24 protein-coding genes and 5 tRNA genes are annotated in these 26194 nt (G+C 32.9%); 14 read left to right on the top strand and 15 right to left on the bottom strand.

Translation table 11 applies throughout. The features are described 5' to 3' along the window. Positions 1 to 2: 2 nt before the first annotated feature. The 7 genes from SOY52_RS05310 to SOY52_RS05340 form a co-directional block, all read right to left on the bottom strand. Positions 3 to 83: transfer RNA gene (locus SOY52_RS05310), tRNA-Leu, on the bottom strand. Positions 84 to 92: 9 nt separating this feature from the next. Next, positions 93 to 165 (bottom strand) — tRNA-Lys (locus SOY52_RS05315). Positions 166 to 178: 13 nt separating this feature from the next. Then, a tRNA-Arg gene (locus tag SOY52_RS05320) sits at positions 179 to 252 on the bottom strand. Between the two features lie 22 nt (positions 253 to 274). Further along, a tRNA-His gene (locus SOY52_RS05325) sits at positions 275 to 346 on the bottom strand. A gap of 289 nt (positions 347 to 635) precedes the next feature. Further along, positions 636 to 1472 carry an Rpn family recombination-promoting nuclease/putative transposase gene (locus SOY52_RS05330; RefSeq protein WP_320847937.1) on the bottom strand — a complete coding sequence of 279 codons (837 nt, stop codon included), beginning with the start codon at positions 1470 to 1472 and terminating at the stop codon, positions 636 to 638. A gap of 171 nt (positions 1473 to 1643) precedes the next feature. After that, positions 1644 to 2747 (bottom strand): SLC13 family permease, encoded by a 1104-nt coding sequence (locus SOY52_RS05335; protein ID WP_320847938.1) that lies wholly within the window; start codon positions 2745 to 2747, stop codon positions 1644 to 1646. Continuing rightward, positions 2740 to 3264 (bottom strand): hypothetical protein, encoded by a 525-nt coding sequence (locus SOY52_RS05340; protein ID WP_320847939.1) that lies wholly within the window; start codon positions 3262 to 3264, stop codon positions 2740 to 2742. Before SOY52_RS05340 ends, SOY52_RS05335 begins: the two co-directional genes overlap by 8 nt. 76 nt (positions 3265 to 3340) lie before the next feature. On the opposite strand from SOY52_RS05340, the gene SOY52_RS05345 reads away from it, so the two are divergent. Next, a complete protein-coding gene (locus tag SOY52_RS05345) occupies positions 3341 to 3907 on the top strand; it encodes a CDP-alcohol phosphatidyltransferase family protein (RefSeq protein WP_320847940.1) in 567 nt (188 codons plus the stop codon). Here SOY52_RS05345 and SOY52_RS05350 read toward each other — a convergent pair. Both SOY52_RS05350 and SOY52_RS05355 read right to left on the bottom strand, forming a co-directional pair. Then, positions 3904 to 4248 (bottom strand): Hpt domain-containing protein, encoded by a 345-nt coding sequence (locus tag SOY52_RS05350; protein WP_320847941.1) that lies wholly within the window; start codon positions 4246 to 4248, stop codon positions 3904 to 3906. The genes SOY52_RS05345 and SOY52_RS05350 overlap by 4 nt on opposite strands. Before the next feature lie 104 nt (positions 4249 to 4352). After that, positions 4353 to 4424 (bottom strand) — tRNA-Gly (locus SOY52_RS05355). 216 nt (positions 4425 to 4640) lie between these two features. On the opposite strand from SOY52_RS05355, the gene SOY52_RS05360 reads away from it, so the two are divergent. The 9 genes from SOY52_RS05360 (at position 4641) to pepF (ending at position 15702) form a co-directional block, all read left to right on the top strand. Then, a complete protein-coding gene (locus SOY52_RS05360; RefSeq protein ID WP_320847942.1) occupies positions 4641 to 5996 on the top strand; it encodes a diaminobutyrate--2-oxoglutarate transaminase family protein in 1356 nt (451 codons plus the stop codon). Next, positions 5983 to 7416 (top strand): pyridoxal phosphate-dependent decarboxylase family protein, encoded by a 1434-nt coding sequence (locus SOY52_RS05365; RefSeq protein ID WP_320847943.1) that lies wholly within the window; start codon positions 5983 to 5985, stop codon positions 7414 to 7416. Before SOY52_RS05360 ends, SOY52_RS05365 begins: the two co-directional genes overlap by 14 nt. Positions 7417 to 7581: 165 nt before the next feature. Then, positions 7582 to 8931: a trigger factor gene (gene tig / locus SOY52_RS05370; RefSeq protein ID WP_320847944.1), complete on the top strand. Its 1350-nt coding sequence runs from the start codon at positions 7582 to 7584 to the stop codon at positions 8929 to 8931. 41 nt (positions 8932 to 8972) lie between these two features. Next, the gene (locus SOY52_RS05375) at positions 8973 to 9557 is read left to right on the top strand and encodes an ATP-dependent Clp protease proteolytic subunit (RefSeq protein ID WP_320847959.1); all 585 of its coding nucleotides are present in this window, start codon (positions 8973 to 8975) and stop codon (positions 9555 to 9557) included. A 1-nt stretch (position 9558) separates the two neighbouring features. Beyond that, positions 9559 to 10818: an ATP-dependent Clp protease ATP-binding subunit ClpX gene (gene clpX / locus SOY52_RS05380; RefSeq protein WP_320847945.1), complete on the top strand. Its 1260-nt coding sequence runs from the start codon at positions 9559 to 9561 to the stop codon at positions 10816 to 10818. Positions 10819 to 10982: 164 nt separating this feature from the next. Continuing rightward, positions 10983 to 11996 carry a hypothetical protein gene (locus SOY52_RS05385; RefSeq protein WP_320847946.1) on the top strand — a complete coding sequence of 338 codons (1014 nt, stop codon included), beginning with the start codon at positions 10983 to 10985 and terminating at the stop codon, positions 11994 to 11996. Positions 11997 to 12044: 48 nt separating this feature from the next. Further along, positions 12045 to 13340, top strand: a complete 1296-nt coding sequence (locus SOY52_RS05390) for an alpha/beta hydrolase (RefSeq protein WP_320847947.1) — start codon at positions 12045 to 12047, stop codon at positions 13338 to 13340. Further along, a complete protein-coding gene (gene rdgB, locus SOY52_RS05395; RefSeq protein WP_320847948.1) occupies positions 13328 to 13936 on the top strand; it encodes an RdgB/HAM1 family non-canonical purine NTP pyrophosphatase in 609 nt (202 codons plus the stop codon). The genes SOY52_RS05390 and rdgB overlap by 13 nt, the downstream gene beginning before the upstream one ends. Next, the gene (gene pepF / locus SOY52_RS05400; RefSeq protein WP_320847949.1) at positions 13933 to 15702 is read left to right on the top strand and encodes an oligoendopeptidase F; all 1770 of its coding nucleotides are present in this window, start codon (positions 13933 to 13935) and stop codon (positions 15700 to 15702) included. The genes rdgB and pepF overlap by 4 nt, the downstream gene beginning before the upstream one ends. 29 nt (positions 15703 to 15731) lie before the next feature. Here pepF and SOY52_RS05405 read toward each other — a convergent pair whose 3' ends face one another. Continuing rightward, positions 15732 to 16100, bottom strand: coding sequence for a hypothetical protein (locus SOY52_RS05405; RefSeq protein WP_320847950.1), 369 nt, complete (start codon positions 16098 to 16100; stop codon positions 15732 to 15734). A gap of 62 nt (positions 16101 to 16162) precedes the next feature. Here SOY52_RS05405 and SOY52_RS05410 point away from each other — a divergent pair, with 62 nt between their 5' ends. From SOY52_RS05410 to mutL, 4 genes are all read left to right on the top strand, one after another. Beyond that, positions 16163 to 17425 carry an HD domain-containing protein gene (locus tag SOY52_RS05410; RefSeq protein WP_320847951.1) on the top strand — a complete coding sequence of 421 codons (1263 nt, stop codon included), beginning with the start codon at positions 16163 to 16165 and terminating at the stop codon, positions 17423 to 17425. Further along, complete coding sequence (locus SOY52_RS05415) at positions 17409 to 18170, top strand: ATP-binding protein (RefSeq protein WP_320847952.1); 762 nt, start codon at positions 17409 to 17411, stop codon at positions 18168 to 18170. Before SOY52_RS05410 ends, SOY52_RS05415 begins: the two co-directional genes overlap by 17 nt. Positions 18171 to 18236: 66 nt before the next feature. Continuing rightward, a complete protein-coding gene (locus SOY52_RS05420; RefSeq protein ID WP_320847953.1) occupies positions 18237 to 19220 on the top strand; it encodes a hypothetical protein in 984 nt (327 codons plus the stop codon). A gap of 57 nt (positions 19221 to 19277) precedes the next feature. Beyond that, positions 19278 to 21074, top strand: coding sequence for a DNA mismatch repair endonuclease MutL (gene mutL, locus SOY52_RS05425; RefSeq protein ID WP_320847954.1), 1797 nt, complete (start codon positions 19278 to 19280; stop codon positions 21072 to 21074). Here the strand turns inward: mutL and SOY52_RS05430 are convergent. The 5 genes from SOY52_RS05430 to SOY52_RS05450 form a co-directional block, all read right to left on the bottom strand. Next, the gene (locus tag SOY52_RS05430) at positions 21045 to 21599 is read right to left on the bottom strand and encodes a hypothetical protein (RefSeq protein ID WP_320847955.1); all 555 of its coding nucleotides are present in this window, start codon (positions 21597 to 21599) and stop codon (positions 21045 to 21047) included. The two genes, mutL and SOY52_RS05430, sit on opposite strands and share 30 nt — an antisense overlap. Beyond that, a complete protein-coding gene (locus SOY52_RS05435) occupies positions 21600 to 22730 on the bottom strand; it encodes a 1-acyl-sn-glycerol-3-phosphate acyltransferase (protein ID WP_320847956.1) in 1131 nt (376 codons plus the stop codon). After that, positions 22727 to 23713, bottom strand: a complete 987-nt coding sequence (locus tag SOY52_RS05440) for a dihydroorotate dehydrogenase-like protein (protein ID WP_320847957.1) — start codon at positions 23711 to 23713, stop codon at positions 22727 to 22729. The genes SOY52_RS05435 and SOY52_RS05440 overlap by 4 nt, the downstream gene beginning before the upstream one ends. Positions 23714 to 23956: 243 nt before the next feature. Further along, a complete protein-coding gene (locus SOY52_RS05445) occupies positions 23957 to 24787 on the bottom strand; it encodes a PD-(D/E)XK nuclease family transposase (RefSeq protein ID WP_320847958.1) in 831 nt (276 codons plus the stop codon). A gap of 292 nt (positions 24788 to 25079) precedes the next feature. Further along, positions 25080 to 25787: a hypothetical protein gene (locus SOY52_RS05450; protein WP_276996785.1), complete on the bottom strand. Its 708-nt coding sequence runs from the start codon at positions 25785 to 25787 to the stop codon at positions 25080 to 25082. Positions 25788 to 26194 lie beyond the last annotated feature (407 nt).

Below are 26194 nucleotides of genomic sequence, written 5' to 3' on the forward strand. Positions count from 1 at the left end.
CTTGCGAGAGGCGGGACTTGAACCCGCACATCAACGATACTAGAACCTAAATCTAGCGTGTCTGCCAATTCCACCACTCTCGCGGTGAGATATGAGCCGCAAAGGGATCGAACCTTTGACCCGCAGATTAAGAGTCTGCTGCTCTACCAGCTGAGCTAGCGGCCCATGATTTTTTTGCTGCGCCCGGTAGGATTCGAACCTACGACCTGCGGATTCGAAGTCCGACGCTCTATCCAGCTGAGCTACGAGCGCTTTCATTCCGAAGAATGACGTGGGTGGAAGAAGGGGTTCGAACCCTCGACAACCAGATCCACAATCTGGCGCTCTACCACTGAACTACTTCCACCATTTGTTCGAAGCATCCGGTGTTCACCAGCGCAATCAACGAGATGTATAATCGCAAAATGATGAAAAAATGTCAACTAATTTTCTAAAAAATTTTTATCATTTTTTATTATTTTTTCCATTTCCTTATATATAAAAAAAATATTTTATATCATTTAGCCATTTAATATTTTAAATGAGAGTACAATAAAGATAAAGAATAAATGTGAGGTATTTAAAAAATTGTATAGGATATTTTTAAAACTATTACACAGCTCCCCTTTATGGAAGCTGTGTAAATAATTATTAGATTAACAGCTTAATCCTAATTCCTTAGCAGTAGCTGAAAACTCTTCTTTAGACAATCCAGAATTAGCAATTGCATAGTCTAGTGTAATATTTCCACTATTAACAAGATTAATAAGTGTTGTTACAGTTCCTTTAGTTATTCCAATATTAATTCCATCGGCTTTGCCTGTATCATAGGATTTTGCTACATACTCTCTAAGTGCTTCACAAACCTTATCCTCTCCATCTACTGTTGTCTTATAATACATTGTACACTCCCTTATCACTTGATCTTTCATTTCACGATAATCAGTTGAAACTAAACTTTGCATTAGATTATCTAGGTCTTCTCTTCCTTTATTTGTAGCATTTACAAAAATAGTATTACTGCCATCTATAAAAGGCAAGTTATATCCTTTTATTACTTTTTCAACCTCATATACTTGTCCTCCTAAATGAAAGTAATCTTCCTCCATTAAGAATATTACATAAGAATCCTTAATCTCTTTAAATGGCATTCCTTTACTTAATGAATATCTAGAGTCAAGCATAGATGAATAATACCTTACTCTTTTTTCTAGACTATCATTATTAAATTTTTGCACTTCGATATCAAATAATACTCCATTACTATCTACTCCTAGACAATCGAGGATTACTGAATGTCCTTTTTCAAAGATATGTATATCATCTTGTGTATTTACCCTCAAAATAGATATATCATCTCTATTTAGCGTTACCCGAATAATATGCTCAACTAGAGGAATATTATCCTTTGCCATAGTTCGAAACAAAGTATCATTAATAGGACGTAGAGCTTTTACAAGCTCTATTTCCTCTTTAGTATATTTTATTTTCATTTTTATTTACCTCTTTACTTATTCATAGGCGAGATAGTACTACTAAGACTTACTATCTCTTAGCTTTTTATTACCACCTATGAATAATAGAAGTAAAATGTTAAAAAAAATATAATTTCAAATTCTTATAGTTTATAACTATTTATATTATAATAAATTAATTACTAGTTATTAAAACACGAATCTGAAAATAACCAAAGCTATCAAAAATATGACATTTAAGATGAAAAAGTATTTAAAGAAGCACTTTAAATTCCTCACATCATTTTTCATATATAACTTAATTGTAATTAATGATGCTAGAGATGCTACAGGAGTACCAAGTCCACCAATGTTTGTTCCTTCCAAAAGTGCTACACCATCAGAAGTAAATTGTGATAGCAGCACTGCACTTGGAACATTACTGATTATTTGACTTGTTAAAAGGGAAACTATGAATGCAGATTTATTTATAACCAAATTAAAAAAGGTTTTAACACTTTCATTTTGTGATAAGTTTCCACTGAAAATAAAGAAACAACAAAATGTTAACAATAAAATATAATCAACTCTTTTAAAGGAATTCTTATTAAAAAGTATGAATGCACATATAACTACAACTATTAACACGTACTCTGAAACTACTCTAAAAACAGTTAATAGTGAAAAGAGTAATAAAACAAAGAATATACTAGCTTTCTTTTTGTCTAATGTAGTTTCCTGATTATTAAAATTCATCTTTTTGTTTTCAAAAAAGATAAAAACTGAACCTAGTAATAGAAGTGCACTAATAAAGGAATAAGGTAAAATCGTAATAAAGAAAGTTTTAACATCCAAATTAAATGTAGAATACAAATATAAATTTTGAGGATTTCCTACAGGAAGCATCATGCTTCCAAGGTTTGCTGCAATTGTCTCTAAAACTATTAATATTGCACTCTTTTTTACATTCATAAGTGTGTTAACTATTTTTAACGTAAATGGAACAAAAATAATTAACGCAACATCATTTGTTATTAATGAAGAAGCAAAGAAAGTTAAAAAAATCATTACTAAACTAAATGATCTTTCACTATCACACCTTTTAAGTAAAAAGTCTCTTAATGCATCAAAGGCTTTAGAAGACTCTAAAGCAGCTGAAATGCCCATAAGAGAAAAGAGTAATATCAATACTCGAAAATCAATCATTTCAAAATACGTACTAATGTGTGGATTTAGAAAAATTGATAATAAAGTTAAAATAAAAGCAATTGAAAATGTAAATTCCTTCTTTATAAAACTCTTTATATTATTCATTTTTTAACACCTCAAGAAATTCTGGAGTTTGAGACCAATACTTAATACCCCAAGATTCAAAATTCCACTCATCACTATATAAGTTACATTCATAGTCTATGTAGTAGAGTTCATTGTTTGAAAAAATAAAGTTTGTCGGGTAGTAATCAATATTTAAACCAAGTGGATATAGTTTAATACACATAGCTCTAACTAAAGAAATAATATCATCTCTCATTAGGCCATCTCTAACTAACTCAAAACAAGTTGGACCTGGAATATACTGCTTTAAAAGCATTTGATTTTCACTGTCAGTTAAGTAAAGCTCAGGAATTAATATTCCTGCATCCTTAAGTCGTTGATAATCTCTTATTTCTAGTTCAAGTTTTGGACTGGAAAAAGTATAGTAAGGCACCTCCTCATTATGAAATTTCTTTAGCACGCACATCTTTCCTTCATAGCTAACTAAATAAGAATATCCTCCCTTGCCTTTTCCAAGTAGTGTAACTACATCTATTTCTTGACCTTTAAATGTCATTTATTCATCTCCTATACACCGTATTGCAAATATATCACTTCTTGATTACATTTAAATATGTATGGAAGGAGTAAAAATGGGTTTTTTCAAAAAAAATGCTGCAAACATGATTACAATGATTAGGATTCCCTGTGCATTTGGAATCATTTTTACAACACCATTTACACCTCTTTTCTATGTCTTTTTAACTCTAGGTGGACTTTCTGATGCTATTGATGGAATGGTCGCTAGAAAAATTAGTGGTGATAGCCCATTAGGTGCAACCTTAGATAGCATCTCTGATTTATGTTTTTTTGGTTCAACTGTTTTTTCAGTAATTATTAAAGAGTATTCATCAATAGGTATTGAAGCAAAGCTAATGTTTTCTTTAGTACTTGTTGTTAGAATAGCAAGTTATCTAATTCAATTAATTAAATTTAAAAAGCTTGCTCCTCTACATACTATACTAAATAAATTAGCATCCATTTCCATTTTTATACTTTTATTTGTAATTCCATTTATCGGAATTACAAAGGCAACATGTATTGCCTCCTTTATTGGCTTTTTAGGTGGCATTGAAGAAATAATAATTCATTTTTTGTCAAAAAAAGCGAGAGCAAATACACTCTCGCTATACACAGTGCTTAAAGAAAACAAAAATTAAATTGAATTAATTGCATCGACTGCACTCTTATAAGCCTCTTCAACTTGGCTCATCATCAAAATACCCTCTTCATCCTTCCCGGCTCTAAATAGTTCTGTTTGACTACTTGTAACTTGGTAAAGCTTAGAAAGAGAAAGATTTCCTGCAATACCTTTTAATGTATGAGCACTTCGAAACATTAATTCATGGTCATTAGCTTCAATACCTTTTCTTAAATCATTGATGGTTGTGTCATTTATAAATTTTGATAACATTCTCTTTAATAAGTTTTCATTCCCCATAAAACGTCTTAATGCGTCTTCTACATCGATTCCAGCAACCATGAGTGACTCTTTATCCATTACAACTCCCTAAAATAAACTGTAACTATTTTAATACAACATAATAAGATAGCCAAACAACTTATACAAAAAAAACAGCCTGGAGAACAACCAGGCCATACTCAAGCGAAAGACGGGACTTGAACCCGCGACATCCACCTTGGCAAGGTGGAGCTCTACCACTGAGCTACTTTCGCAATTTCTTCTGTATCCTAGCCGAATAAATAAATAAAGTAAATAGGTTTTTCATTTTTTTGTTGTATTAATCATTATTGGGTGTTAATATTCATTCGCCGAATAAGGATTATATCTCACTGCTGTTAGCACAAGCTATTCTCCTGGCAAGCTTTACAACAAAAAGGCTGGGATACACCCAGAAAAGATTTTATGGAATAAGGATAGTATAGAAAGTAATGGACAACATGGAAAAATTCACAAATCAGTACTACGTAGATCGCCAAAACGATTTCGAATCTAGTGCAAGAAGTTACCCAAGAAAATTCCCATTTGCACTAAAAAAAGCAAAAGGAAGTTGGGTTGAAGATGTGGAAGGAAATAAGTATTTAGATTTCCTTTGTGGAGCTGGAACATTGGCACTTGGTCATAATGATGATGAAGTCAATCAAGCTATGGTAGATTTGCTGACGAGTGATGCACCTCTCCATACTCTCGATTTAACAACACCTGTTAAAGACCGTTTTGTCCATACAATACTCTCTTTACTACCAGAAGGTTTAAAGGAAAATGCTAAAATACAGTTCTGTTCACCATCAGGAACAGATGCTGTAGATGCAGCAATCAAACTTTGTAAAACAGCAACAGGAAGATCAACAGTAATTGCATTCTCAGGTGGTTACCATGGAATGGGTCATGGTGCACTTGCACTAACAGGCAATTTAAATGCAAAAAATAAAGTTGCAAATTTAATGGCTGGTGTACAGTTTATGCCTTACCCTTACTCATATCGTTGTCCATTTGGACTTGGTGGTGAAATGGGTACAAAGGCATGTATCAACTACTTTGAAAGAATGCTTAAGGATCCTGAAAGTGGAATAACAAAACCTGCTGCAGTAATTCTTGAACCAATTCAAGGTGAAGGTGGTGTAGTTCCTGCACCTATTGAATTCTTGCAAGCAGTAAGAAGAGTAACTCAAGAACTCGATATTCCAATGATTGTTGATGAAATACAGTGTGGAATTGGTAGAAGTGGTAAACTCTTTGCCTTCGAGTATGCAAACATCGTTCCAGATGTTATTTTGTCATCAAAAGCTATTGGTGGTACTCAGCCAATGAGTGTTGTTATTTACAATAAAAAGCTTGATAAATGGACAGCAGGTGCACATGCTGGAACATTTAGAGGGAACCAGCTCGCAATGGCAGCAGGTACAGTTGTACTAAATAGAGTTTCAAAACCAGAATTTTTAAATGATGTTGTAAAAAAAGGTGACCACCTCAGAAATGCAATGCTAAAACTCAAAGATGAAGTATCAATCATTGGGGATGTGAGAGGTAAAGGTCTTATGCTGGGTGTTGAATTTATCGACCCTAACGGTCCAAAAGATATTATGGGTAACCCAGAACCATCAGGAGAAATTGCAGCTCTTGTTCAAAAGAAGTGTTTTGAAAACCGCCTAGTTATGGAAAAAGGTGGAAGAAATGGAAGCGTAATGCGCTGCCTATGTGCTCTTAATGTAAAAATGGAAGAAATTGATTTAATGATTGATATTTTTACAAAAGTAGTTAAAGAGGTTGATAATGAGAGAAAATGACATCTATGTGCTTTCCTTTGATGAAGAAGTCAAAGATACACTAAGATCGATGGTCTCTAAGACTCTTGAAACTGTACTTTCTTCAATTACTAGTGATAAGTGCTATTCAGGAATTGACCCTTATAAGCTCCGTGAGAATATTTCAAAAATTTCAGTATTACCACCACAAGGTTTAGGCTTTGATAAGGCATTGAAAAAGGTTGAGGAAGAAATTCTTCCTCACCTTCTATCAACTTGGTCAACCTCTTACATGCCACACCTTCACTCACCTGCCCTTTTAGAGTCAATTGTAGCAGAATTAATTATTGCAATTTATAACGACTCTCTTGATAGCTGGGACCAAGGACCAGCTGCAACAGAAGTTGAATTAATTGTAATAAAAAAAATGTGTGAGCTATTTGGCTATGGGGATAATAGCGATGGTGTTTTTACATCTGGTGGAAGTGGTTCAAACTTATCTGCAGTAATTCAAGCAAGAGATAAGTATTGTAATGACTATTTACACTATGATGTTAAAAAATATGGAAACCCTGAATGCTATAAAAAATTTAGATTGTACACATCAGAAATATCTCACTTCTCATTTGATAAAGCAGCTCACATAATTGGACTTGGATACGATGCTGTAGTTCATCTCCCAGTTAATGATAAGTGCCAAATAGATATTAAGAAAGCTGAAGAGATAATTGAAAGAGATTATCAAGCTGGATATTTGCCATTTATGGTAGTAGCAACAATTGGAACAACAGATTTTGGTTCAATTGATAACGTTTCAGAGTTAAGAAGAATCGCAGATAAATATCACATGTACCTACACTGTGATGCAGCATATGGCTCTGGAGCAATAATGAGTTCTACATACTCATCTCGTCTAGGAGCACTGAATCTTGCAAACTCAATTACAATTGATTTTCATAAAATGTTTTTACTCCCAATTTCCTGTTCTTGTCTAATTGTAAAAAATAAAGAAACTCTAGATTGTTTTTCACTTCATGCTGACTATCTAAATAGAGAAGAAGATGAAGAAGATGGTTACATCAATTTAGTTGGTAAAGCAATTCAAACAACAAGAAGAGCTGATAGCTTAAAGGTGTTAATTGCATTCTTAACTAGGGGTAAAGATGGGTATGGAAAAATTATCGATACAGTAATTGGTAATGCTTCATATTTTTACTCAAAGCTCATTAGTGATAAAGCTTTTATCACAGGTCCAGAACCTGAGCTATCATCAGTAGTATTTGCTTTAGATAGAGGTGATGAGGTAAATAAAAAAATAAGACGTGATTTAATGAGCGAAGGTACTATTATCGGACAAACTGTGAAGGATGGAAAAGTAATGCTAAAATTCACACTATTAAATCCAGCTTTAACTCATGATAAGATTGATAGCTTAATTTTGAAGCTAAAATCATATTATTAACACATTAATAGAGGACAAAATAAAGTCCTCTATTTACTTTTTTCTACCTCTTCTATATATTTGTTTTTGCTTATCTCGTGACAAAGGAAATAGTCTCTGTTATAATTTTTCGGAACTGCCTTTGAGCAAAGAATAATAAGATATTATTTATAAGGATGGTTGATTATGGTCACCAATAAGAGTTTAACAGCATTAGAAAACTCACAGATGGCTCTCACACTAACTGTTGATGCAGCCTCAATCGAAGAAGCATACAAGGCTAAGATTAATAAGTATGCTAAAGAAATCCAGATGAAGGGCTTTAGAAAGGGTAAGGCTCCTATCTCTGTCATCGAAAGCAAGTTTGGTTCTGCAATCCGCGAGGAATCAACATTTGACCTCATGGAATCAAGTCTCAAAGAGACTATTGAAACACTTGACGAAAAGGATAAGCCACTCCAGTTCTCAACTCCTGTTTTACAGAATGAAGAAAGCTTACTTCCATTCAAGAAGGATAGTGATATTACTTTCACAGTTCACTATGATGTAAAGCCTTCTTTTGATCTTCCTCAGTACACAGGTCTTGAAGTTAAGTACAACACAACAGAAGTAGCTGATAGTGATGTTGATGCAGAAATTGAAAAGCTCAGAGAGCAGAACGCAGTAGTTCTTACAAAGGATGCAAAGGTTGCTAATGGCGATATCGTTACTTGTAACTATGTAGAGCTTGACAGCGAGGGCAATGAAGTTCCTGGTACAAGCAGAAAGGATTTCACATTCACAGTTGGTTCTTCATATAACTTCTATGGCTTTGATGAAGATATCATCGGAATGGCTAAGGGTGAAGAGAAGAAGTTTGAGAAGACTTATGCAGAAGATTATGCTAACCCAGATTATAAGGGTAAGACTATCACATTAATTGTTAATGTAACTGAAGTAAAGGAAAGACAACTCCCTGAAGTTGATGATGAATTTGCTCAGGATGTTAAGGAAGAGTACAAGACCGTTGAAGATATGAAGAATGGTATCAAAGCTAATCTTCAGAAAGAAGTAGATGAAATGGTTGATAATGTTAAGAAGGAAGCAATTGTTAATGCTCTTAACGAAGCAACAACTCTTACTATCCCTGCTTCAATGATCGAGTTCGAACTTGAATCATCTTGGAGAGATTATGTAAGACAGACTGGTCTCACAGAAGATCAGATTCTTAACTACTTCAAGCAGTCAGGTATGAGCAAGGAAAGCTTCATTGAAGGTTGGAGAGAGCCAGCTACAAAGAATCTTAAGAACCAGCTTATCTTAGAAGCTATTCAGAAGAAAGAAAACTTCGAAGTAGATGAAAAAGCTCTTGAAGAAGAACTTAACAAGAACATCAAGGAAGATACAGACGAAGCAACTAAGGATTATTACAGAAACGTATTAAGAGATAATATGCAGTATGCTAAGGTTCTTCCTTTCCTACTTGAGAAGAATACTTTTACTGTTGAGAAAGTTCTCCCAAGAGCAGAATTTCTAGCAAGCATCAACAGATATTAAGATTTAAGGAGACTGATATTTTGGATATTAATAGTATTAAGATGCATAATCTTGTACCATATGTTGTTGAACAATCTGGTAACGGTGAGCGTCAGTATGATATTTTTTCAAGACTTTTAAAGGATAGAATTATCTTCCTAGACGGTGAAATTAGAGATGAAATGGCTGATTTAGTCGTTGCTCAATTAATTTTCCTAGAAAGTGAAGATCCTAAAAAAGATATCAGTCTCTATATCAATTCTCCTGGTGGTAGTGTTACTGCAGGGCTCGCAATATATGATACTATTCAATATATTCGTCCTGATGTAAGAACAATCTGTGTAGGACAAGCATGCTCAATGGCATCTTTGATTCTTGCTGCAGGCACAACTGGTAAGAGATCTATCTTGCCTTATGCTCGCGTAATGATTCACCAGCCATTTGGAGGCGTTGAGGGACAAGCAACAGATATTATTGTTGGTTCAAAAGAGCTTCAGAGAATCAAGAAAATTAGCTGTGAAATTCTTGCGCATCACACAGGAAAGAGCGAAGAAGAAATTTCTGAGGCAATCGAAAGAGACTACTTCATGGATGCCCAAAAGGCTAAAGAATTCGGCATCGTCGATATGGTTATGACAAGGAAATAATATGGCACTTGGAAGAAATTCAAATAGAACCTGTTCATTCTGTGGAAAGGATGTATCACAGGTAAAGAAGCTTATCCATGGACCAGGTGTTTCCATTTGTGATGAGTGTGTTAATACCTGTCGTGAGATAATTAAGGAAGACTTAAAAGAGGATTCAAGCTCATATGCATCAAATCTTGGTGAAATACCAACTCCTGAAGAGATAAAGGAATATCTTGATGAGTATGTAATTGGCCAAGACGAAGCAAAAAAGGTACTCTCTGTTGCAGTTTATAACCACTACAAAAGAGTTAAATTCCAAGAGAAGATTGCTCAGTCTGGCGTTGAACTTGATAAATCTAATATTTTATTAATTGGACCAACAGGTACAGGTAAAACTCTTTTAGCAAGAACACTTGCAAAGAAACTTAATGTGCCTTTCGCAATTGCTGATGCAACCACATTAACTGAAGCAGGTTATGTTGGTGAAGATGTTGAAAATATCTTATTAAAGCTTATTCAAGCTGCAGATGATGATATTGCAGCAGCAGAACATGGTATTATCTTTATCGATGAAATTGATAAGATCAGTAAGAAAGGTGAAAACGTTTCAATTACAAGAGATGTATCTGGCGAAGGTGTACAGCAAGCTCTCTTAAAGATTATCGAAGGAACTAATGCCTCTGTACCACCTCAAGGTGGCAGAAAGCATCCAAACCAAGAGATGTTAAAGATTAATACTAAAAACATCCTCTTTATCTGTGGTGGTGCTTTTGTTGGCCTTGATAAGATTATCGAAAAGAGAATTAGTTCTCACCCAATGGGATTTGGTGCAGATATCGAATCATATGAAGATAAGAACTTTGAAGAACTCTTTAAAGAGCTTCATCCAGATGATTTAATTAAGTTTGGTTTAATTCCAGAGTTTATCGGTCGTCTTCCAATTCACGTTGCGCTTAATAATTTAAGAAAAGAGGATCTTAAAAGAATTATTACTGAGCCAAAGAACTCTATTTTAAATCAGTATAAGACTAGCCTATCTTTAGATGGTATTACACTCACCTTCACAGAAGAAGCTATTGACGCAATAAGCCAAAAGGCTATTGATCAAAAGACAGGAGCAAGAGGCCTTAGATCAATTATTGAAAATATCATGCTTGATGTTTCTTACGAGCTTCCATCACGACACGATGTAAAAGAAGTTATTATTAATGAAGATTGTATCACAAAAGGTAATAGACCTCAGTTGGTACTTGATAACACAAAGCAGTTAGAAAATTAATAATATCTATATCACATTTTTAGCTCAGCTTCAAAAATGGAGCTGAGTTTTTTCATTGATACAAAAAATTTCTTTGTTTTTTTATTTATAACTCACATAATTAATTATTTTACCTTGGCATGATAATTGCATCTATATATGCATAAATCAAAGAGGAGTTCATTATGAATTGTAGTTATTTAAGTAAAAGTGAAATAAAAAAACTTGAAGATACCGTAAAAATCATGTTTGATAAAAAAAGGAATAACATACCATTTGATGTTGAATATGAATATGTAAAAAAGACCACAGAACTCTTATTCTTTTTAATTCCTTACCGTTCATTTTATATCGATCGCGATTTATGTTCCGAGTTTTATCTATCAATGTTAAATAAAACAGATCACATTATTAACTCTTATCGAATAGCTTCAAATGTTCCGTATCTTGCCTATTTACACATTATACTAAGAACAAGAACACGTACATTTGTTAGGCTAAAGAATCAAAGAGAAATCAAAGAAAATAAATTTATTACTACCTACATCAAGATTGAAAACAGTATGGATGTTTTTGAGGAGGAAGAAGAGTATTTAACAGAAAGTTATATAGATGAAGATCCTTTAGAAATTGATACAGACACAACTATAGAAAATATCATTGCAGATATTTCTACCTCTACTCCTTTAGATGAAAATAATGGTGATGAAGAACATGATATTCTAGTTGAATTTCTAAAAACCAAGAAAAATAGGGAAAAGTTTTTAGCCTTTATCTTAAACAATATCAATGTATTAACAGATAAGGAAATAAATTTATTATCGCAAATAATGAATGTTTCCCCTAATACCATTGCAAAATTATCAATAAAGATGCACGAAATAAATGAAGAACGCACTATTAAGAGAAATAATTTATATGAACTAAAAATAAATAACTATTGGAAACGCTATATAATTATTATCTCAGAGCTTTGTGATGATAGCTTATCAAAAGAAAAACGTAGTGAACTTGAGACCCAAAAGGCATATCTACTCTCTTCAATCAAAAGATGCAGAGAAGAAAAGTTTAATACAAATAGAGGTGCCACTATAAAAGTAATAGCAGAGGAAACTAATAACTCTACGACATGCATTGGAATGTGGATAAGAGAAGTTGACGAATTACTTAAGAAAATAGAACAGATAATGGAAACATAATAGAGTCGTATCTATCTGTAATAATAAAATTCGAGTATTATTTTTAGTATGAATAAAAATATTTCTCTAATAATGTTGTTATGTCTTGCAATTTCCCTTTTTGCAAACGGAATGCAGGAAGAAATTGATAGACTATCAGAAAGTGTTTACAGAGCCGATTCTCAACTTGGTTTTTCAATTGAAATTGCAGGTAAAGATGATAATTATTCTTTATCTGTTCCAGCTCAGGCGCTATATTTTACTCCATTAGAAGTAAATAAAGATGTGCTTTCATCAAATAGTTTAGCGCTCACTATTCAAGGGAAGCTTCCAGGAAAAGCAGTATTTAACCAACGTGGATATCAAGAGGAATTAGATTTTAAAACAGTTTCAAGAAATAAAGAAGAATACTATTCAAGAGCTCAGGAAAAAGTAAGACCAGAGAGAATTGAAGAGGAAGTTGAATTAACACTTCGTGATAATTCAATCCTATCAGGAACCCTTACAAAGCCAATAGAAAATGAAAAGAACTCACTTATTATATTTATTTCAGGTTCTGGCTCACAAGATAGAGATAGCTATATTGCAAACCATAAACCTTTCCAAGTGCTTTCAGATTACCTAATTACTCTTGGCTACCCTACTCTACGCTTCGATGATAGAGGTGTTGGAAAAAGTACAACAACAAAATATGATTTTACAACTTACGACCTAGCTGATGATGTTATTGAAGAAGTTAATTATGTATCCTCTTTGGGCTATGAAGTAATATTAATGGGACATTCTGAAGGAGCTATAATTGCAGCTATTGTCTCTTCGAAACTTGATAACATCAAAGCTACAATTCTGCTTGCACCGCCTGCAGTAGAAGGTAAAACTATTTTAGCAGATCAAAATAAAACTGCATATAAAGCCTTAGGATTAAATGATGATGTGGTAAATACTATTATTTCAATTTTGGATTTAGCCTACGATGCAATAATCAAGTGTGAAGATGAAAAAGCACTAGAATATTTAAATATGGTTAATCCTTCAACTAGTTCAATTACACTTTCAAGTTTATCACACCCATGGTATAGAGCTTTTCTAGCTTTAGATCCAAAAGAATATATTTCTAACATAAAGTGCCCATGCTTAGCTTTAATTGGAACAAATGATAAGCAAGTTAGTTTAGAAATAAATAAAGACCGACTTGAAGAAGCTTTAAAAATGTCCAAAATAGAGTATAAAACAGCATATCCAGAGGGTGTTAATCATATTCTTCAATACTCACAGACTGGAGATGTAAGTGAATATGGAATCATTGATGAAACAGTTAATGAAAATGTATTAATAGAAATAAAGGAATTTTTATGCACGATTTAAAGATTTATTTTGCCTCCTCAAATGAACACAAAAAGCAAGAAATGATGAGACTTCTTGATGGAGTAGTTCTTACCCTTCCAAAGGAAGAATCTATTTCTTTTGATCCAGTTGAAGATGGAAATAGTTTTATTGAAAATGCTCTGATAAAGGCAAAAGATTTATATAGTAAGGTAAAGGCTCCAGTTATCGCAGATGACTCAGGTCTTGTAGTTGATGCTCTAGATGGAAGGCCAGGTATACATACAAGTCGATATGGAGATGAAAACGGTAAAAAGCTATTGCAAATTGAAAAGAATGCTAAACTTCTTGATGAAATGAAGGGTAAAACAAATCGAAGTGCTCGCTTTGTTTGTGCTCTTGTATTAATGCTTTCAAATGAACAAATTTACATTATCCAAGAAGCTGTTGAAGGATTTATTTCAGATAGTGTTAGAGGTGAACATGGCTTTGGGTATGATCCATTGTTTTTAGTGGAAAATACAAATAAAAGCGCTGCTGAATTATCTGATAGAGAGAAGGATAGCTATTCTCATAGAGGAAGAGCTGCTAGGAAGATGGCACTATTAATTAAAGCACTAAAGGAAGATTTAAAATGAAAAGATGTGAACAAAAGAGTGAAAATACTTGGGATTTATCATCTCTATGTAAAGATATTGAGGATTTTAAAGCTCGCTATGATTTATTAATTAATAAGGTTTCTCATCTTTCTTCTTACAACACTAGATTAGGTGAATCAAGTGACGTACTTTATTGTGCACTAGAAGAAATTAAAGATGTATTAAAAGAAACAGAATGTATCTCAAGCTATGCATTTCTACTCTTCGAAAGTGATGCTAGCAATAGCACTTATAGCGAATGTGCTGGAAAAGCATCATATCTAAGTGCAAAGGTATCTGAAGAATTATCTTTTTTTGAACCTGAAATCTTAGCTATCGATGAAAAGAAATTAAAAGAAATGCTTAGTGAAGATAGATTCGAGGAATATAGAATATTTATTGAAAAAGTAATTCGTTTTAAGCCTCATACATTAACTAAAAATGAAGAAAGAATTCTTTCCTTAAACGCTCAAGCAGCTGAAGCTCCAAGTAGAGCCTTTCATGACTTAGTGGATGTAGACTTAGATTTTGGCCTAGTAAATAATGAAAAGCTAACTCAATCAAGTTACATGAGTTTCATTAGAAGTGAAGATGAAAACATTAGGAAGGATGCATACTTTAAACTACATCAAACCTTTGAGAAAAATCAGCATGTAATTGCTCGTCTTTATGAAGGATCTATAAATCAAGATATCTTTCAATCCCAAGCTCGAGGATATAAATCATCACTAGAAGCATCTCTATTTGCCGATAATGTAAGTGAAGAAGTTTATAGAAATCTTATTAATGCAGTTCATGAAGGCTTTCCTGCCCTACACCGCTACTACAGCTTAATGGCTAAGGTACAAAATAAAGAAAAACTTAAGCACTATGATGTTTATTTACCATTAGTAAAAGATATCAAGTGTAACTATACCTATGATGAAGCTGTAAATATAATTAAAGAAGCAGTAGCCCCACTTGGAAAGGAATATCAAGAAGTATTAGTTAAAGGTCTTACAACAGAACGCTGGGTTGATAGATATGAAAACGAAGGAAAGCGTAGTGGTGCCTTCTCTGCAGGTTGCTATACAGGTAAACCATATATCTTAACCAACTATAAAGATGATGTATTAGATTCTGTCTTTACATTGATCCATGAAGGTGGCCATTCAATGCACTCATACTACAGTGCTACTTCCAATCCATATATGCACTACAATTATACTATTTTTGAAGCAGAAGTTGCATCAACCTTTAATGAACAACTTCTTTCAAGATATTTAATTAGCAATACAAGTGATGAAAAAATGAAAGCTTATTTAATCTCTCATGAGCTTTCATCAATTGTTGCAACGCTATTTAGACAAACAATGTTTGCTGAATATGAGTTATTAATTCATGAAGCAGTTGAAAGAGGAGAAGTTGCAACAGTAGAGGTAATGCGTAAAACTTATAGAACTCTACTTGAAAGTTATTTTGGTCCTATAATGGAATTTGAGAGTTTTTCCGATGTTGAGTGTTTAAGAATTCCACACTTCTATACAGCTTTCTATGTTTATAAATATTCAACAGGAATAAGTGCCGCAATTGCACTCTGTAATAGAGTATTAAATGGTGGTGAAAAAGAAAGAACTGATTACCTATCCTTCTTAAAAAGTGGTGGTTCAAAATACCCAATTGAGTCTCTAAAATTAGGTGGTGTTGATATGGCTAAGAAGGAAAGTGTTCAAAAAGCTATAAAACACTTTGAAACTCTACTTGATGAATTTGAAAAGCTTATTTAATGATTAGGGCGATTATTCGCCCTATCTTTTTATCTTCTTATACTTAAAGAAGTTATTAACCCTTCATCATCATAAAATACATCAAAGATAACATTCTTAGTTCTATCCTTAATATGTAACACTCCATCACCAATACTCACTAAAGCTTCATTTAATGGTAAAACAGAAGCAAGACTTGAGCCATATTGATTTGAGAAGCTCTTTTGATACTCTGCTTTAACATGACTTTCAAGTGATGATAGCGAAAACTCCGAAAAGAAAAAATCTAAAACTTTACTTTCATTAGAATCCTTAATTATATCTGAGAGAATACCAATATCTTTATCACGTGCATATGTAGAAAAAGCTGGCAAAATAATAATCATAAGGATTATAAGAACTAAAATTAGTTTTTTCATATTTTTATTATTTATTATTTTTTGCTTTTGTCAAAGATACATTTTATGGTAAATTATCTCGTGTGAACAAAAAAGAATTAATTCTCAGCCTTACAGAAGGCTTTGTGTTATCATATCGCGATCCACTTGGAAATGATATTCTAATGGATGCGCCAATTAAAAGAATTACTCAAACAGCTCGATTTAGAAAGCTCGATAGAATAAAGCAAAATGGACCAACCTTTTTAGTTTATCCAGGAGCAGTTCATACTAGACTTTGTCATAGTCTTGGTGTGTATTATACAGGAAGACAAATATTATTAGCTGTACTAGAAAATAGCTCTCCAAACTTTACTATCAAAGGTATGAGAAGCTTTCTTATAGCATGCCTCTTACATGATATTGGACACTTTCCATATGCTCACTCACTAAAGGAACTTTCTATTAGAGAACATGAAGAACTTGCTGGAGACATAATAAGAGAAGATAAAGAATTAAACAAAGCAATAGTAGCAGCAGGAGCAGAGATTAATGATGTAATTGCAATAATTGATGATAAACAAAAAGCTACTGGTGAAATTGAATTATATCGTCACATTCTCTCAGGTGCATTGGACCCGGATAAACTCGATTACCTTAATCGTGATGCATTCTTTTGTGGAGTCCCATATGGAAACCAAAATAACGGCTTTGTAATATCAAAACTTCACATTGTTAATAACCGAATAGCAATTGAAAGAGGTGCTTATCAATGTATCGAACACATTTTATTTTCAAAGTATTTAATGTATAAGAACATCTATTGGCATAATGATGTTAGAAGTGCAACGTGCATGATTAAGAAAGCCCTTCTATCAGCAATTCGAGATAATATTTTAAGTGTCAATGATTTATATTTCATTGATGACTACGATTTTGATCGAATTCCAGAAATTTATTCATCTTATGCTCCCCTATCACTAATTACCGATGTAAGAAATAGTATGTTACTTTCTCGAGTATGGGAAAAGGAATGGATCTTTGATGATATAATAAAAGCAGAAGCAAGTGATATTTATACTCGCTTTGAAACAGAGGATAGAATTTATAAAGCTCTATTAGCTTATTATCCAAATTTAAAACCATATCAAGTAATAATTGATATCCCTGAGCCAATCTCATTTGAAGCTGATGTAAATATTTTAAATAAAGATGGTTCTGTAGAGAAATTCCAAGAAGTTACAAAGCTGTTTACTAAGGATGTTGAAAAACAATTTGCATCCTCATTAAGATATGTAGCAATATATGCTCCAAACTTTGTTTCAAGGAAAATTGTTAAGGAGATAATCGATGGAAGAAAATATTGAAAAGAAATCATATCTTGAACTTGTTAATGGTGATATTCCACCATGGGTAATGAGATTTGTTAAGGGTGCTGGAAAAGCAATTAATAGATATAACATGATTAAGGAAGGCGATGAGGTTTTACTTGCTGTCTCTGGAGGTAAGGATTCTCTTGCACTTGCTCTTGCTCTATCGTTGAGATTAAAATGGCTTCCGGTAAAGTATAAGTTAAAAGCTTTAATGATTAACTGGATTGAGCATCCAATTGATGATGAGCATAAGCAAATGCTTAGGTCTTACTTTGAAGCTCTTTCAATTGATTTTAAAATTGTTGATGAAAACCAATTTCCATCTTCATTTAATGGTGATTTCAACTGTTATCTCTGTTCAAGAAATAGAAGAAGAATTCTTTTTGAGTATGCGGCACAAAACGATGTTAAGTTAATTGCAATGGGACATCATCTTGATGATTTAGTAGAGACAACCATGATGAATTTATGTTTTAGAGCAAACTTCTCAACCATGCTCCCTGTTCAAGAATTCTTTGATGGAAAACTACACATTATTAGACCTTTAATTGAAATACATGAATCAGTTACAAAGCGTATTGCTGAAAACTATGATCTTCCTGTGATAAAGCCAGTATGTCCATATGACCAAACAAATATTAGGTCAAAGTTAAAACCAATAATTAAGGAATTAACACATATTGATAAACTTACAAGAGAACATATTTATAATGCGCACAATTTTAATATTCATTTATAAAATTAAGCCTCTTTTTTATAATGCTTACCTGTGTTAAGATTTAAAAAGGTAAATTGGAGATATCTTATGAGATTCAAAAGACTTTCACTTGCCCTGATAGTATTATCAATGTCATTCTCATTGTTTGCAGCGCATTCAATGTTTTTCAGTGCAGGAGATTATGATGCACTCAATCTATATGGCCCTAGAGGGAATAAAGTAGATGCACTTACAGAGATGACTCAAAGTGGCTATATTATCCAAACAGGAGAATGGGAAGCTACTTTTTCAGCAAACTTTGCGGAAATGATTGTATATCCTAATTCATTAATTGCTCTTGTTGGTACAGATAATCCTGAGTTATACCTTCTCGATGGTTCAATAATGATTGAATGCTTTGATAAGGATGTAAATGTATATACTACAACTGCAAAATATGAATTATCAAAAAATGCAGTTGCCCACATTGTATATACAAATGAAGAGGATACAATTGCAAACCTTTCAGATAAATCAATTATTCTTTATGATGCTCTTCGTGATTCCAAGGGTGAAGTAGCACCATATACAATTGTTGATATTATGAAAGCATCATATAATCCATTGATGTATGAACTCAGAACAGCAGAGCTTTATACTAAGGAAATTGCATTTAAGGATTTCAAGGCGACTTTGACAGCAGATACTCAAAAGATTACTATTACACTTCCTCAAAACTTAAAGAGAAGTCAAATAACCTCTTTCCTTGCAAATCTTGAAGTGACTAACCCTGAAATTAGATCAAAATTCACATACAGAACAACACAAGATACTATTACATTAAAGTATGCAATATCCTTAACAGAGGAAGAGTATACAGCTCTTACAGACCAGCTTGCAAAAGAGTTATTACTCTATATCAAGTCGTTCTATCGTCCTGCAGAGCCAAGTGTTAATAGTAAGCTAACACTTTTAGAGAGAATACCTAATATGCCTCAATTTAGTGCTGTTAAGACAACGGTAATTGCGGATATTCCTTCTACTCCAGTTTTTAGTGTTTCTGGAAGTGTAAAAGTTAAGAAAATAAACTAGTTTTTATCCTCTCAAATTTGAGAGGATTTTTTATCCCATTTGGGATATTATATTTTTATGGCAAAAATTAAAGTATTAGACCGTTTAGTTGCTGCAAGAATAGCTGCAGGAGAAGTAATTGATCGCCCAGCAGCTATTGCGAGAGAATTAATAGATAATTCAATTGATGCTAAAGCATCAGAAATAAGTGTAGATGTTAGAGGTGGGGGAATAGAATCACTTTCTGTTATTGATAATGGCTGTGGTATTGATAAAGAAGATTTACCTCTAACAACTCAACCACACGCTACTAGTAAAATTTCAATGATAGATGACCTTTATCATTTAAATACTATGGGCTTTCGTGGTGAAGCACTCTACTCTATTAGCTCTGTTTCTAAACTTTCTATTTCTTCGAATGGTTGGACCTACACTACAGATGGTTCAATTGATGGAGAACTAAGTAAAGGTGGATGCGAAAAAGGTACTAGAATAACAAGTGAAAATTTATTTGGAGCACTTCCTGTCAGAAGGTCATTTTTAAAACGTGATTCAAGTGAAGCACAGTTAATTAAAAATACATTTATTTCAAAAGCCATGGCATTTGAAGCAATTCACTTCAAGTATTACCAAGACGGTGCTTTAAAGGTCGATTTACCAATTAGAAACACATTAAAAGATCGTGTTCTAGATATCCTAACACTTGATTCAAAGCTAAATAGAGCAGACTTTACCTACTTAGAAAGTGAAAACTCTATATACAAAATTAGACTAGTAACTAGTCTTCCATTCTTACATCGAAGTGACCGCTCTGCTATTAAAATATATGTTAATGGTCGTGCTGTTGAAGAGTTTTCTCTAGTACAGGCAGTTTCATATGGTTATGGCGAAACGCTTCCTGGTGGCTCATTTCCATATACTGTAGCATTTATCGATGAAGATCCAGAACTTGTTGACTTTAATATTCACCCTGCAAAAAAAGAAGTAAAAATAAGAAATAGAGCAGAAATTCACCATGCTATTTCATCTTTAATTAGTCAAAAACTTCCTAAGACTATTCCAACAATAAAGTCAAACGAAGAGGAATTACCTCTTGTCCCTGTTGCAACCAAAAAGGTTGCTTTTGAGGATAAAGAGTTTGTTTATAACCAAACAATATCTCAAGAAGGCATTAAGAAAGAGTCTGTTGAAATTAACTCTCCAAGGATAACTTATCAAGATAGCCCAAGAGATAATTCATGGCTTGAAAAGGCTAAAAATCTATCATCTATAAAAAGAGATATTGTTAAGCCTTCTACAGTAAAAAAAGAAGATGTTTGGAATATCGAAGTTAAGAAAGAAATTAAATACATAGGTCAAGCCTTTAAACTCTTCTTAATTTGTGAGTGTGATTCACGCCTCTATCTAGTAGACCAACATGCAGCTCATGAAAGAGTTATATTTAATGAATTAAGAGAGCAGAAAACGGTTCAAAAACTACTACTTCCAAATGAGTTTGAGGTAGATAGCGATATTGATTTATTCTTAAGTGAGCATAGTGATGTCTATACTCAATTTGGTATTGCTCTATCAAAAAAGGAAGATAAGCTTTGGACAATTACAGCTCTTCCAGCTTTAGCACTCTCATATGAAAAAGAGGTTGTAGAGTTAATTAAAACAAAGGTTGGAAGTGACAGCGAAATAGAAGCGGCACTCTATGCAATAATTGCATGTAAGGCAGCAATTAAAGCTGGAGATGAAATTGATAAATATAGTGCAGAGGCCCTATTAGAAAAGGTATTTGAACTAGAAGATCCAGCATGTCCTCATGGAAGAACCTTTATTATCACACTTGAAGAAGAAGAATTAAGGAAGATGGTCGGAAGAACTAAGTGAGATAGTAGTTATTACTTTATTATTCTTACTATCTCTTTTAGTTAGTACTAGAGTATCTGCATCTTTTGGATAATCAGGACCAGATGTTTCTGCAATTATCTTTCCATCTTGATATGCTTCAAGAATAATATCATTATCATTAATTGTTAATGGCTTTACACTGTCATAGTCGAGCAATACAATTCCCTCAGCTTCTGTCCCTTCATCTTTTATTATTGTATATTTATACTCTCCAACACTAAAGGAGCTGAGGCTTGTTATCCTTAAATCATCTGAGATGTAATACTCACCATCTTTATTAAGCTTACAATTAAAGGTTAAATTATTTTCAGGATCAGAAAGAATTAATTCATATTTACCATCTTCAGATAAGATGGTTTTAAATAAAACACTTTCTTTTGTTTTTACACCATCCTCAAATACTGTCTCATGAGATAAATCAACAGTATTTACAACAAATCCCTCTTTTGCACAAGAAAAGAGGGATATTACTATTAAAAGGATGGTTAAAAACCTTACTTTCATCTACTCTCCAAGAAAAGATTTTACTGGGTTAGCATATGAATTAATGACAAAGTCTTTTACTTCATCATTTAAATGATTAATACTTGCTAAGAAAGCATCCTTATCAAAACCTTCATATTTACTTTTGTTTTCATCAGAAGACTTTAAATAGTCATAGCAGAACCAGTTATTAGGCCAAAGAGTATAGTTTGTATGAATTTGTCTATCAACTTCCTTTGCAACCCCTTCTGGTGTTTGGTAATCACCTGTAAGTTCATCACCAATTGCAATATGAACTCTACCCTTCCACTCTCTAATACCTTTGATCATGGAAATAACATCTTCCATAGGCTTTTTGCTGTAAGAACCTTCTTCCTTAGTTTTTACTTCTTCACGAGCCTTATTGATTGCATTAGGATCGTTTTCATAGCTAATTGCTACAGGTACGATGTGACAATTTTTAATTACTTCAGAAAAAGAAAGCTTATCTTTTTTTGGTCCTAAATAAAGCATCTTAATGATAGCTGGATGAGTTACATCAATACCATCCTTACTTCTACCACTCTTTTGAGCTAGCCAAATATTCTTTCCACCTTGAATTGTGTTATAAAAATATTCAGAAAGCCTTACAGTCTCGATATATTTTTCTCTAACAGGAAGATCTCTCTTTACGATTATTGCTCCATTAAGCTTAAATAAATCGAGCAAAAATTGATGCTTTAATAGGTTATCTCCTATAGCCATTTCACAAAGAGGTTTATTAGCCAAGAATAGCGCATAGTCTAGTAAAGCGCAATCGAGGACAATGTCTCTATGGTTGGAGATAAATAAATAACTTTTGTTATTATCAATTTTTTCGAGACCACTTACAGTGAAGCTTTCCATAGTATTTGCAACAACAACCTTCAAGAAAAGACCTGATGTAATTTTATGCTGGAAATCATCATAGGAGTGAACACTCTTTAATAACTCTAAAACATAAACTACAAATTGCTTTCTCTTTGCTTCAACCTCTGCACCCTCACCTTTAATGAGTGCACTGGCAAATGCATAGAGTAATTGAGGATTATTTGAAATTCTTACAATTGCATCATCAACATCTTTTCCTACATATGGTGCGATATCGCTATATTGTGATCTATCAAAATTCACTTGTCACCACCAATGAGAGTCTTCATATATTGGGTTCTCTCCCAAGCTGAACCATTAGCAAGATTTTCTTGAGCCATCTTACCTTTAAATTCATCAATAGTCTTATAATTCTTCTTGTCCATCCATGCACTAAGTTCATCGCACATAGTCTTAATAATTGTTTCGTCCTTTAAGTAAACTGTACAAATCTGACAAGCAGCAGCACCAGCAAGCAACATTTTAATTACAGTTGAAGAAGAATGAATACCTCTGTTTGCAGCTAATGAGCACTTAACCTCACTACTCATTAAAGCAATCCATCTTAAAGAAGGTGCATATTCATTAAAGCTTGAAACACCTCCAAGATGAGACATTTTTTCATTCTCAATATCAATATCTGGACGGAAGAATCTATTAAATAATACAAGACCATTAATACCAATTTTATCAAGTTCAGAAATTGTATAAGCAAGTGAAGAATAGTTATCACCCATTTTAATAGATACAGGTAGCTTAGTACTCTTTCTCATTCTTTTTGCAAACTTGAATAGTGCTTTATCAACATCTTCTCCACTAACTCTTCTATCTTGAGCAATTGGATAGTAGTTTAACTCAATTGCATCAGCACCAGCCTTTTCAAAAGAAGAGATATATTCTTCCCAAGTTGATATATCAGAACAGTTAATTGAAGCTATTACAGGAATTGATAATTCTCTTTTTGCATCCTGCAAAAGCTTTAAATAGCTATCTAAATAGTAATCTTTTGAAACATTAGTAAAATATTCTGAAAAGTCAGAATGATCAAGGAACTCTGAATTTTTAACCAGTTGTTTTCCAACCTCTGTTTCTATTTGTTCTTCAAAAATTGACTTTAATACGACTGCTCCAGCTCCATTTTCTTCACACTTTTTTAAACTTTCAATATTACTTGTTTTAGGGCCTGAGGCAACTATTATAGGATTTCTCAGTTTTAATCCTAAATAAGAAGTAGATAAATCTGCCATAGTAAATAACTCCTTCAATTATTTAGTATATCATACATATTGAAAGAATTTGAATAATTACGTAAAGCGTTTTAAAAACTCTTTTTCTAACTATATTAATCAATCAATAAAAATGGAAAAGCAAAAAATTGTCAGCATCATTTTATTAAATTATACTTAATTTCATGATAATCTTATTAATTTACGCTTTTTACAAAGCAAGCATGAAGTGAGTTTTTCATCACTACATGCTTGGTAAAGACTTTAAAGTTTATATCCTAAGGTCTCAGCAATTGAATAAAACTCTTCTTTATTTAATCCAGAGTCTAAAATTGCCGCATCTATAGTAATTATACCTTTACCAACTAAATTTAATAAAGCTTTAACAGCGATACTAATACCTTCAGTTTTTCCATTATCATAAGACTTAGCAGCATACTGTTGTACAGCATCACATACATGATCTTCACCTTCTACTGTTGTTTTATAATACATAGTACATCCCCTTATAACATTATCATTCATTTCAAGATAATTAGATGAAACTAAACTTTGCATTAGATTATCTAATTCTTCTCTTCCTTTATTTTTAGCATTTACATAAATTATAAAACTACCATCATCAAGTGGCAACTTTGATTCCTCTTCTGTCCTTTTAAATTTATATAATTGCTTACCTCTATCAAAGATATCTTCTTCCATTAGAAAGATTACTATCTGAGTTTTTATCTCATTGTAGCTACTTATACCTTTTCCTAATGCATACCTAGAATCTATCATTGATGATATATATCTTGCTCTTTTTACTTCATCTCCTTTCTTAGATGCTTGTACCTCTATATCATAGTAAGTACCTTCTTTATCAACAGCAAGACAGTAAAGAATAACAGAATGTGCCTTTTCAAAGAGATGTATATCATCTTGTGTGTTAATTTTTAATATGGATATATCATCTCTATTTAAGGTTACTCGAACAATATGCTCTACAAAAGGAATATTATCCTTTGCCATAGTGCGAAAGAGAGTATCGTCGATAGGTCGTAGTGACCTCGCTATCGCTCTTTCTTCATCTGTATATTTTGATTTTAAATTCAATATATGTTTCCTTATTAATACTTCTCGAGATAGTACTACAAAGACTTACTATCTCTTACTTTTTATTACCTCCTATGAATAATAGAAGTAAAATGATTAAAAAAATTAGTTTAAAATAATGATTTGTATATATTTGATTAATATAATTATTGATATAATAAATAATTAAAAATTTTGTATAATTAATTTTAGTTTCATAAAATTTAAAGGAAATTATTCAATTCGATTTAACTGAAAGCGCAAAATAAGAGGGAGCCATCTAGACTCCCTTCATATTTGATATATCCAGGTTTTAACGTGAGATCAGCATTGTCTTTGGGTCGAGGCGTACTGAAAGTGGCTTTGCTACGTCCTCGCCGTGAGCTCTTACAACTGTCATTACAACCTTATCAACATCCTCTCTATACTTTAAGCCTACGAGAACATCGATATATGGGATATATTTCTCAAGTGTATTAGGTACACCATATTCATCATATACAACATCAGGTCTTACTGGAGATACACTGAACCATACTTCAAGGTTCATCTCCTTAGCAAACTCTCTAATCTTGATAATATCATCATCTTCAGCCAATGTGAGCTTGTAACCATCAAATAAAATTGCATCTGCTTTGAAAGCACCCTGCTCAATTAAAGACTTAAGAGACTTTAAAACTTTTTCAATTGATACCTGGTTCTGAGAAAAGTTCATTACAACGCGATTAGATAAAATGCTTGAATAAACATTATGAGCATCATCTAAGCTCTGGACCTCAGAAATTTCTCTGAAAACCTCTTTATACCAGTTCATTACATGTTCTACGTTTCCTGAGAATGAAACGTGGATTACGTTTTCACCTCTAAGAAGTTTATCTGTAGCAAGATGTACAAGACATGCTGTCTTACCTACACCGTGACGTGATACTATAACGCCCATATTGCCCTTACCAAGGCCTCCATTAATTGCCTCGTCAAAGACGCGAAGTGGACTAATCTTGTTCAATTCCTGGATATCCATATTATACCTCCAAATTGAGTTTTATTTTCTTCATTATATCATGGCAAACATTGTTTTCAATATAATTAACAAAGCATTATTTATTTTTTATGCATTATATTTTCTTTCTATCCCTTACCAACAAGGAATATCTATATCTAAAAAATCTATTAAATATTCTTATTTTATATTCACTTTCATAATATAAGAATGATTAAACTGATATTCAAAATACATATTGTTTACAAACTATTATCACTCTTAATTTTTAATAGTGAACTACCGCCACCCTAAAGGATTGCAGCTTCCGGTTTAACCCTGGTTTGCTTCCAGTTCTCATATGAAACTTCAAAGCCTGATCCAGGTTCCGCCAGAGTACCCATGTGTTCCGAATGGGTGCTGACTCTCATCTCATACTGGCCAGCAAG

It is taken from the genome of Bullifex sp., from assembly GCF_034103065.1.
Lineage (GTDB): Bacteria > Spirochaetota > Spirochaetia > Sphaerochaetales > Sphaerochaetaceae > Bullifex.

Coding starts and splice junctions, on each gene's coding strand:
- pepF (WP_320847949.1), top strand. CDS start 13,933: ATGAAAAGATGTGAACAAAAGAGTGAAAATACTTGGGATTTATCATCT.
- SOY52_RS05360 (WP_320847942.1), top strand. CDS start 4,641: ATGGACAACATGGAAAAATTCACAAATCAGTACTACGTAGATCGCCAA.
- SOY52_RS05420 (WP_320847953.1), top strand. CDS start 18,237: ATGAGATTCAAAAGACTTTCACTTGCCCTGATAGTATTATCAATGTCA.
- SOY52_RS05440 (WP_320847957.1), bottom strand. CDS start 23,713: ATGGCAGATTTATCTACTTCTTATTTAGGATTAAAACTGAGAAATCCT.
- SOY52_RS05335 (WP_320847938.1), bottom strand. CDS start 2,747: ATGAATAATATAAAGAGTTTTATAAAGAAGGAATTTACATTTTCAATT.
- SOY52_RS05415 (WP_320847952.1), top strand. CDS start 17,409: ATGGAAGAAAATATTGAAAAGAAATCATATCTTGAACTTGTTAATGGT.
- SOY52_RS05405 (WP_320847950.1), bottom strand. CDS start 16,100: ATGAAAAAACTAATTTTAGTTCTTATAATCCTTATGATTATTATTTTG.
- SOY52_RS05350 (WP_320847941.1), bottom strand. CDS start 4,248: ATGGATAAAGAGTCACTCATGGTTGCTGGAATCGATGTAGAAGACGCA.
- rdgB (WP_320847948.1), top strand. CDS start 13,328: ATGCACGATTTAAAGATTTATTTTGCCTCCTCAAATGAACACAAAAAG.
- SOY52_RS05375 (WP_320847959.1), top strand. CDS start 8,973: ATGCATAATCTTGTACCATATGTTGTTGAACAATCTGGTAACGGTGAG.
- tig (WP_320847944.1), top strand. CDS start 7,582: ATGGTCACCAATAAGAGTTTAACAGCATTAGAAAACTCACAGATGGCT.
- SOY52_RS05340 (WP_320847939.1), bottom strand. CDS start 3,264: ATGACATTTAAAGGTCAAGAAATAGATGTAGTTACACTACTTGGAAAA.
- SOY52_RS05365 (WP_320847943.1), top strand. CDS start 5,983: ATGAGAGAAAATGACATCTATGTGCTTTCCTTTGATGAAGAAGTCAAA.
- SOY52_RS05430 (WP_320847955.1), bottom strand. CDS start 21,599: ATGAAAGTAAGGTTTTTAACCATCCTTTTAATAGTAATATCCCTCTTT.
- SOY52_RS05330 (WP_320847937.1), bottom strand. CDS start 1,472: ATGAAAATAAAATATACTAAAGAGGAAATAGAGCTTGTAAAAGCTCTA.
- mutL (WP_320847954.1), top strand. CDS start 19,278: ATGGCAAAAATTAAAGTATTAGACCGTTTAGTTGCTGCAAGAATAGCT.
- SOY52_RS05390 (WP_320847947.1), top strand. CDS start 12,045: ATGAATAAAAATATTTCTCTAATAATGTTGTTATGTCTTGCAATTTCC.
- SOY52_RS05345 (WP_320847940.1), top strand. CDS start 3,341: ATGGGTTTTTTCAAAAAAAATGCTGCAAACATGATTACAATGATTAGG.
- SOY52_RS05450 (WP_276996785.1), bottom strand. CDS start 25,787: ATGGATATCCAGGAATTGAACAAGATTAGTCCACTTCGCGTCTTTGAC.
- SOY52_RS05385 (WP_320847946.1), top strand. CDS start 10,983: ATGAATTGTAGTTATTTAAGTAAAAGTGAAATAAAAAAACTTGAAGAT.
- clpX (WP_320847945.1), top strand. CDS start 9,559: ATGGCACTTGGAAGAAATTCAAATAGAACCTGTTCATTCTGTGGAAAG.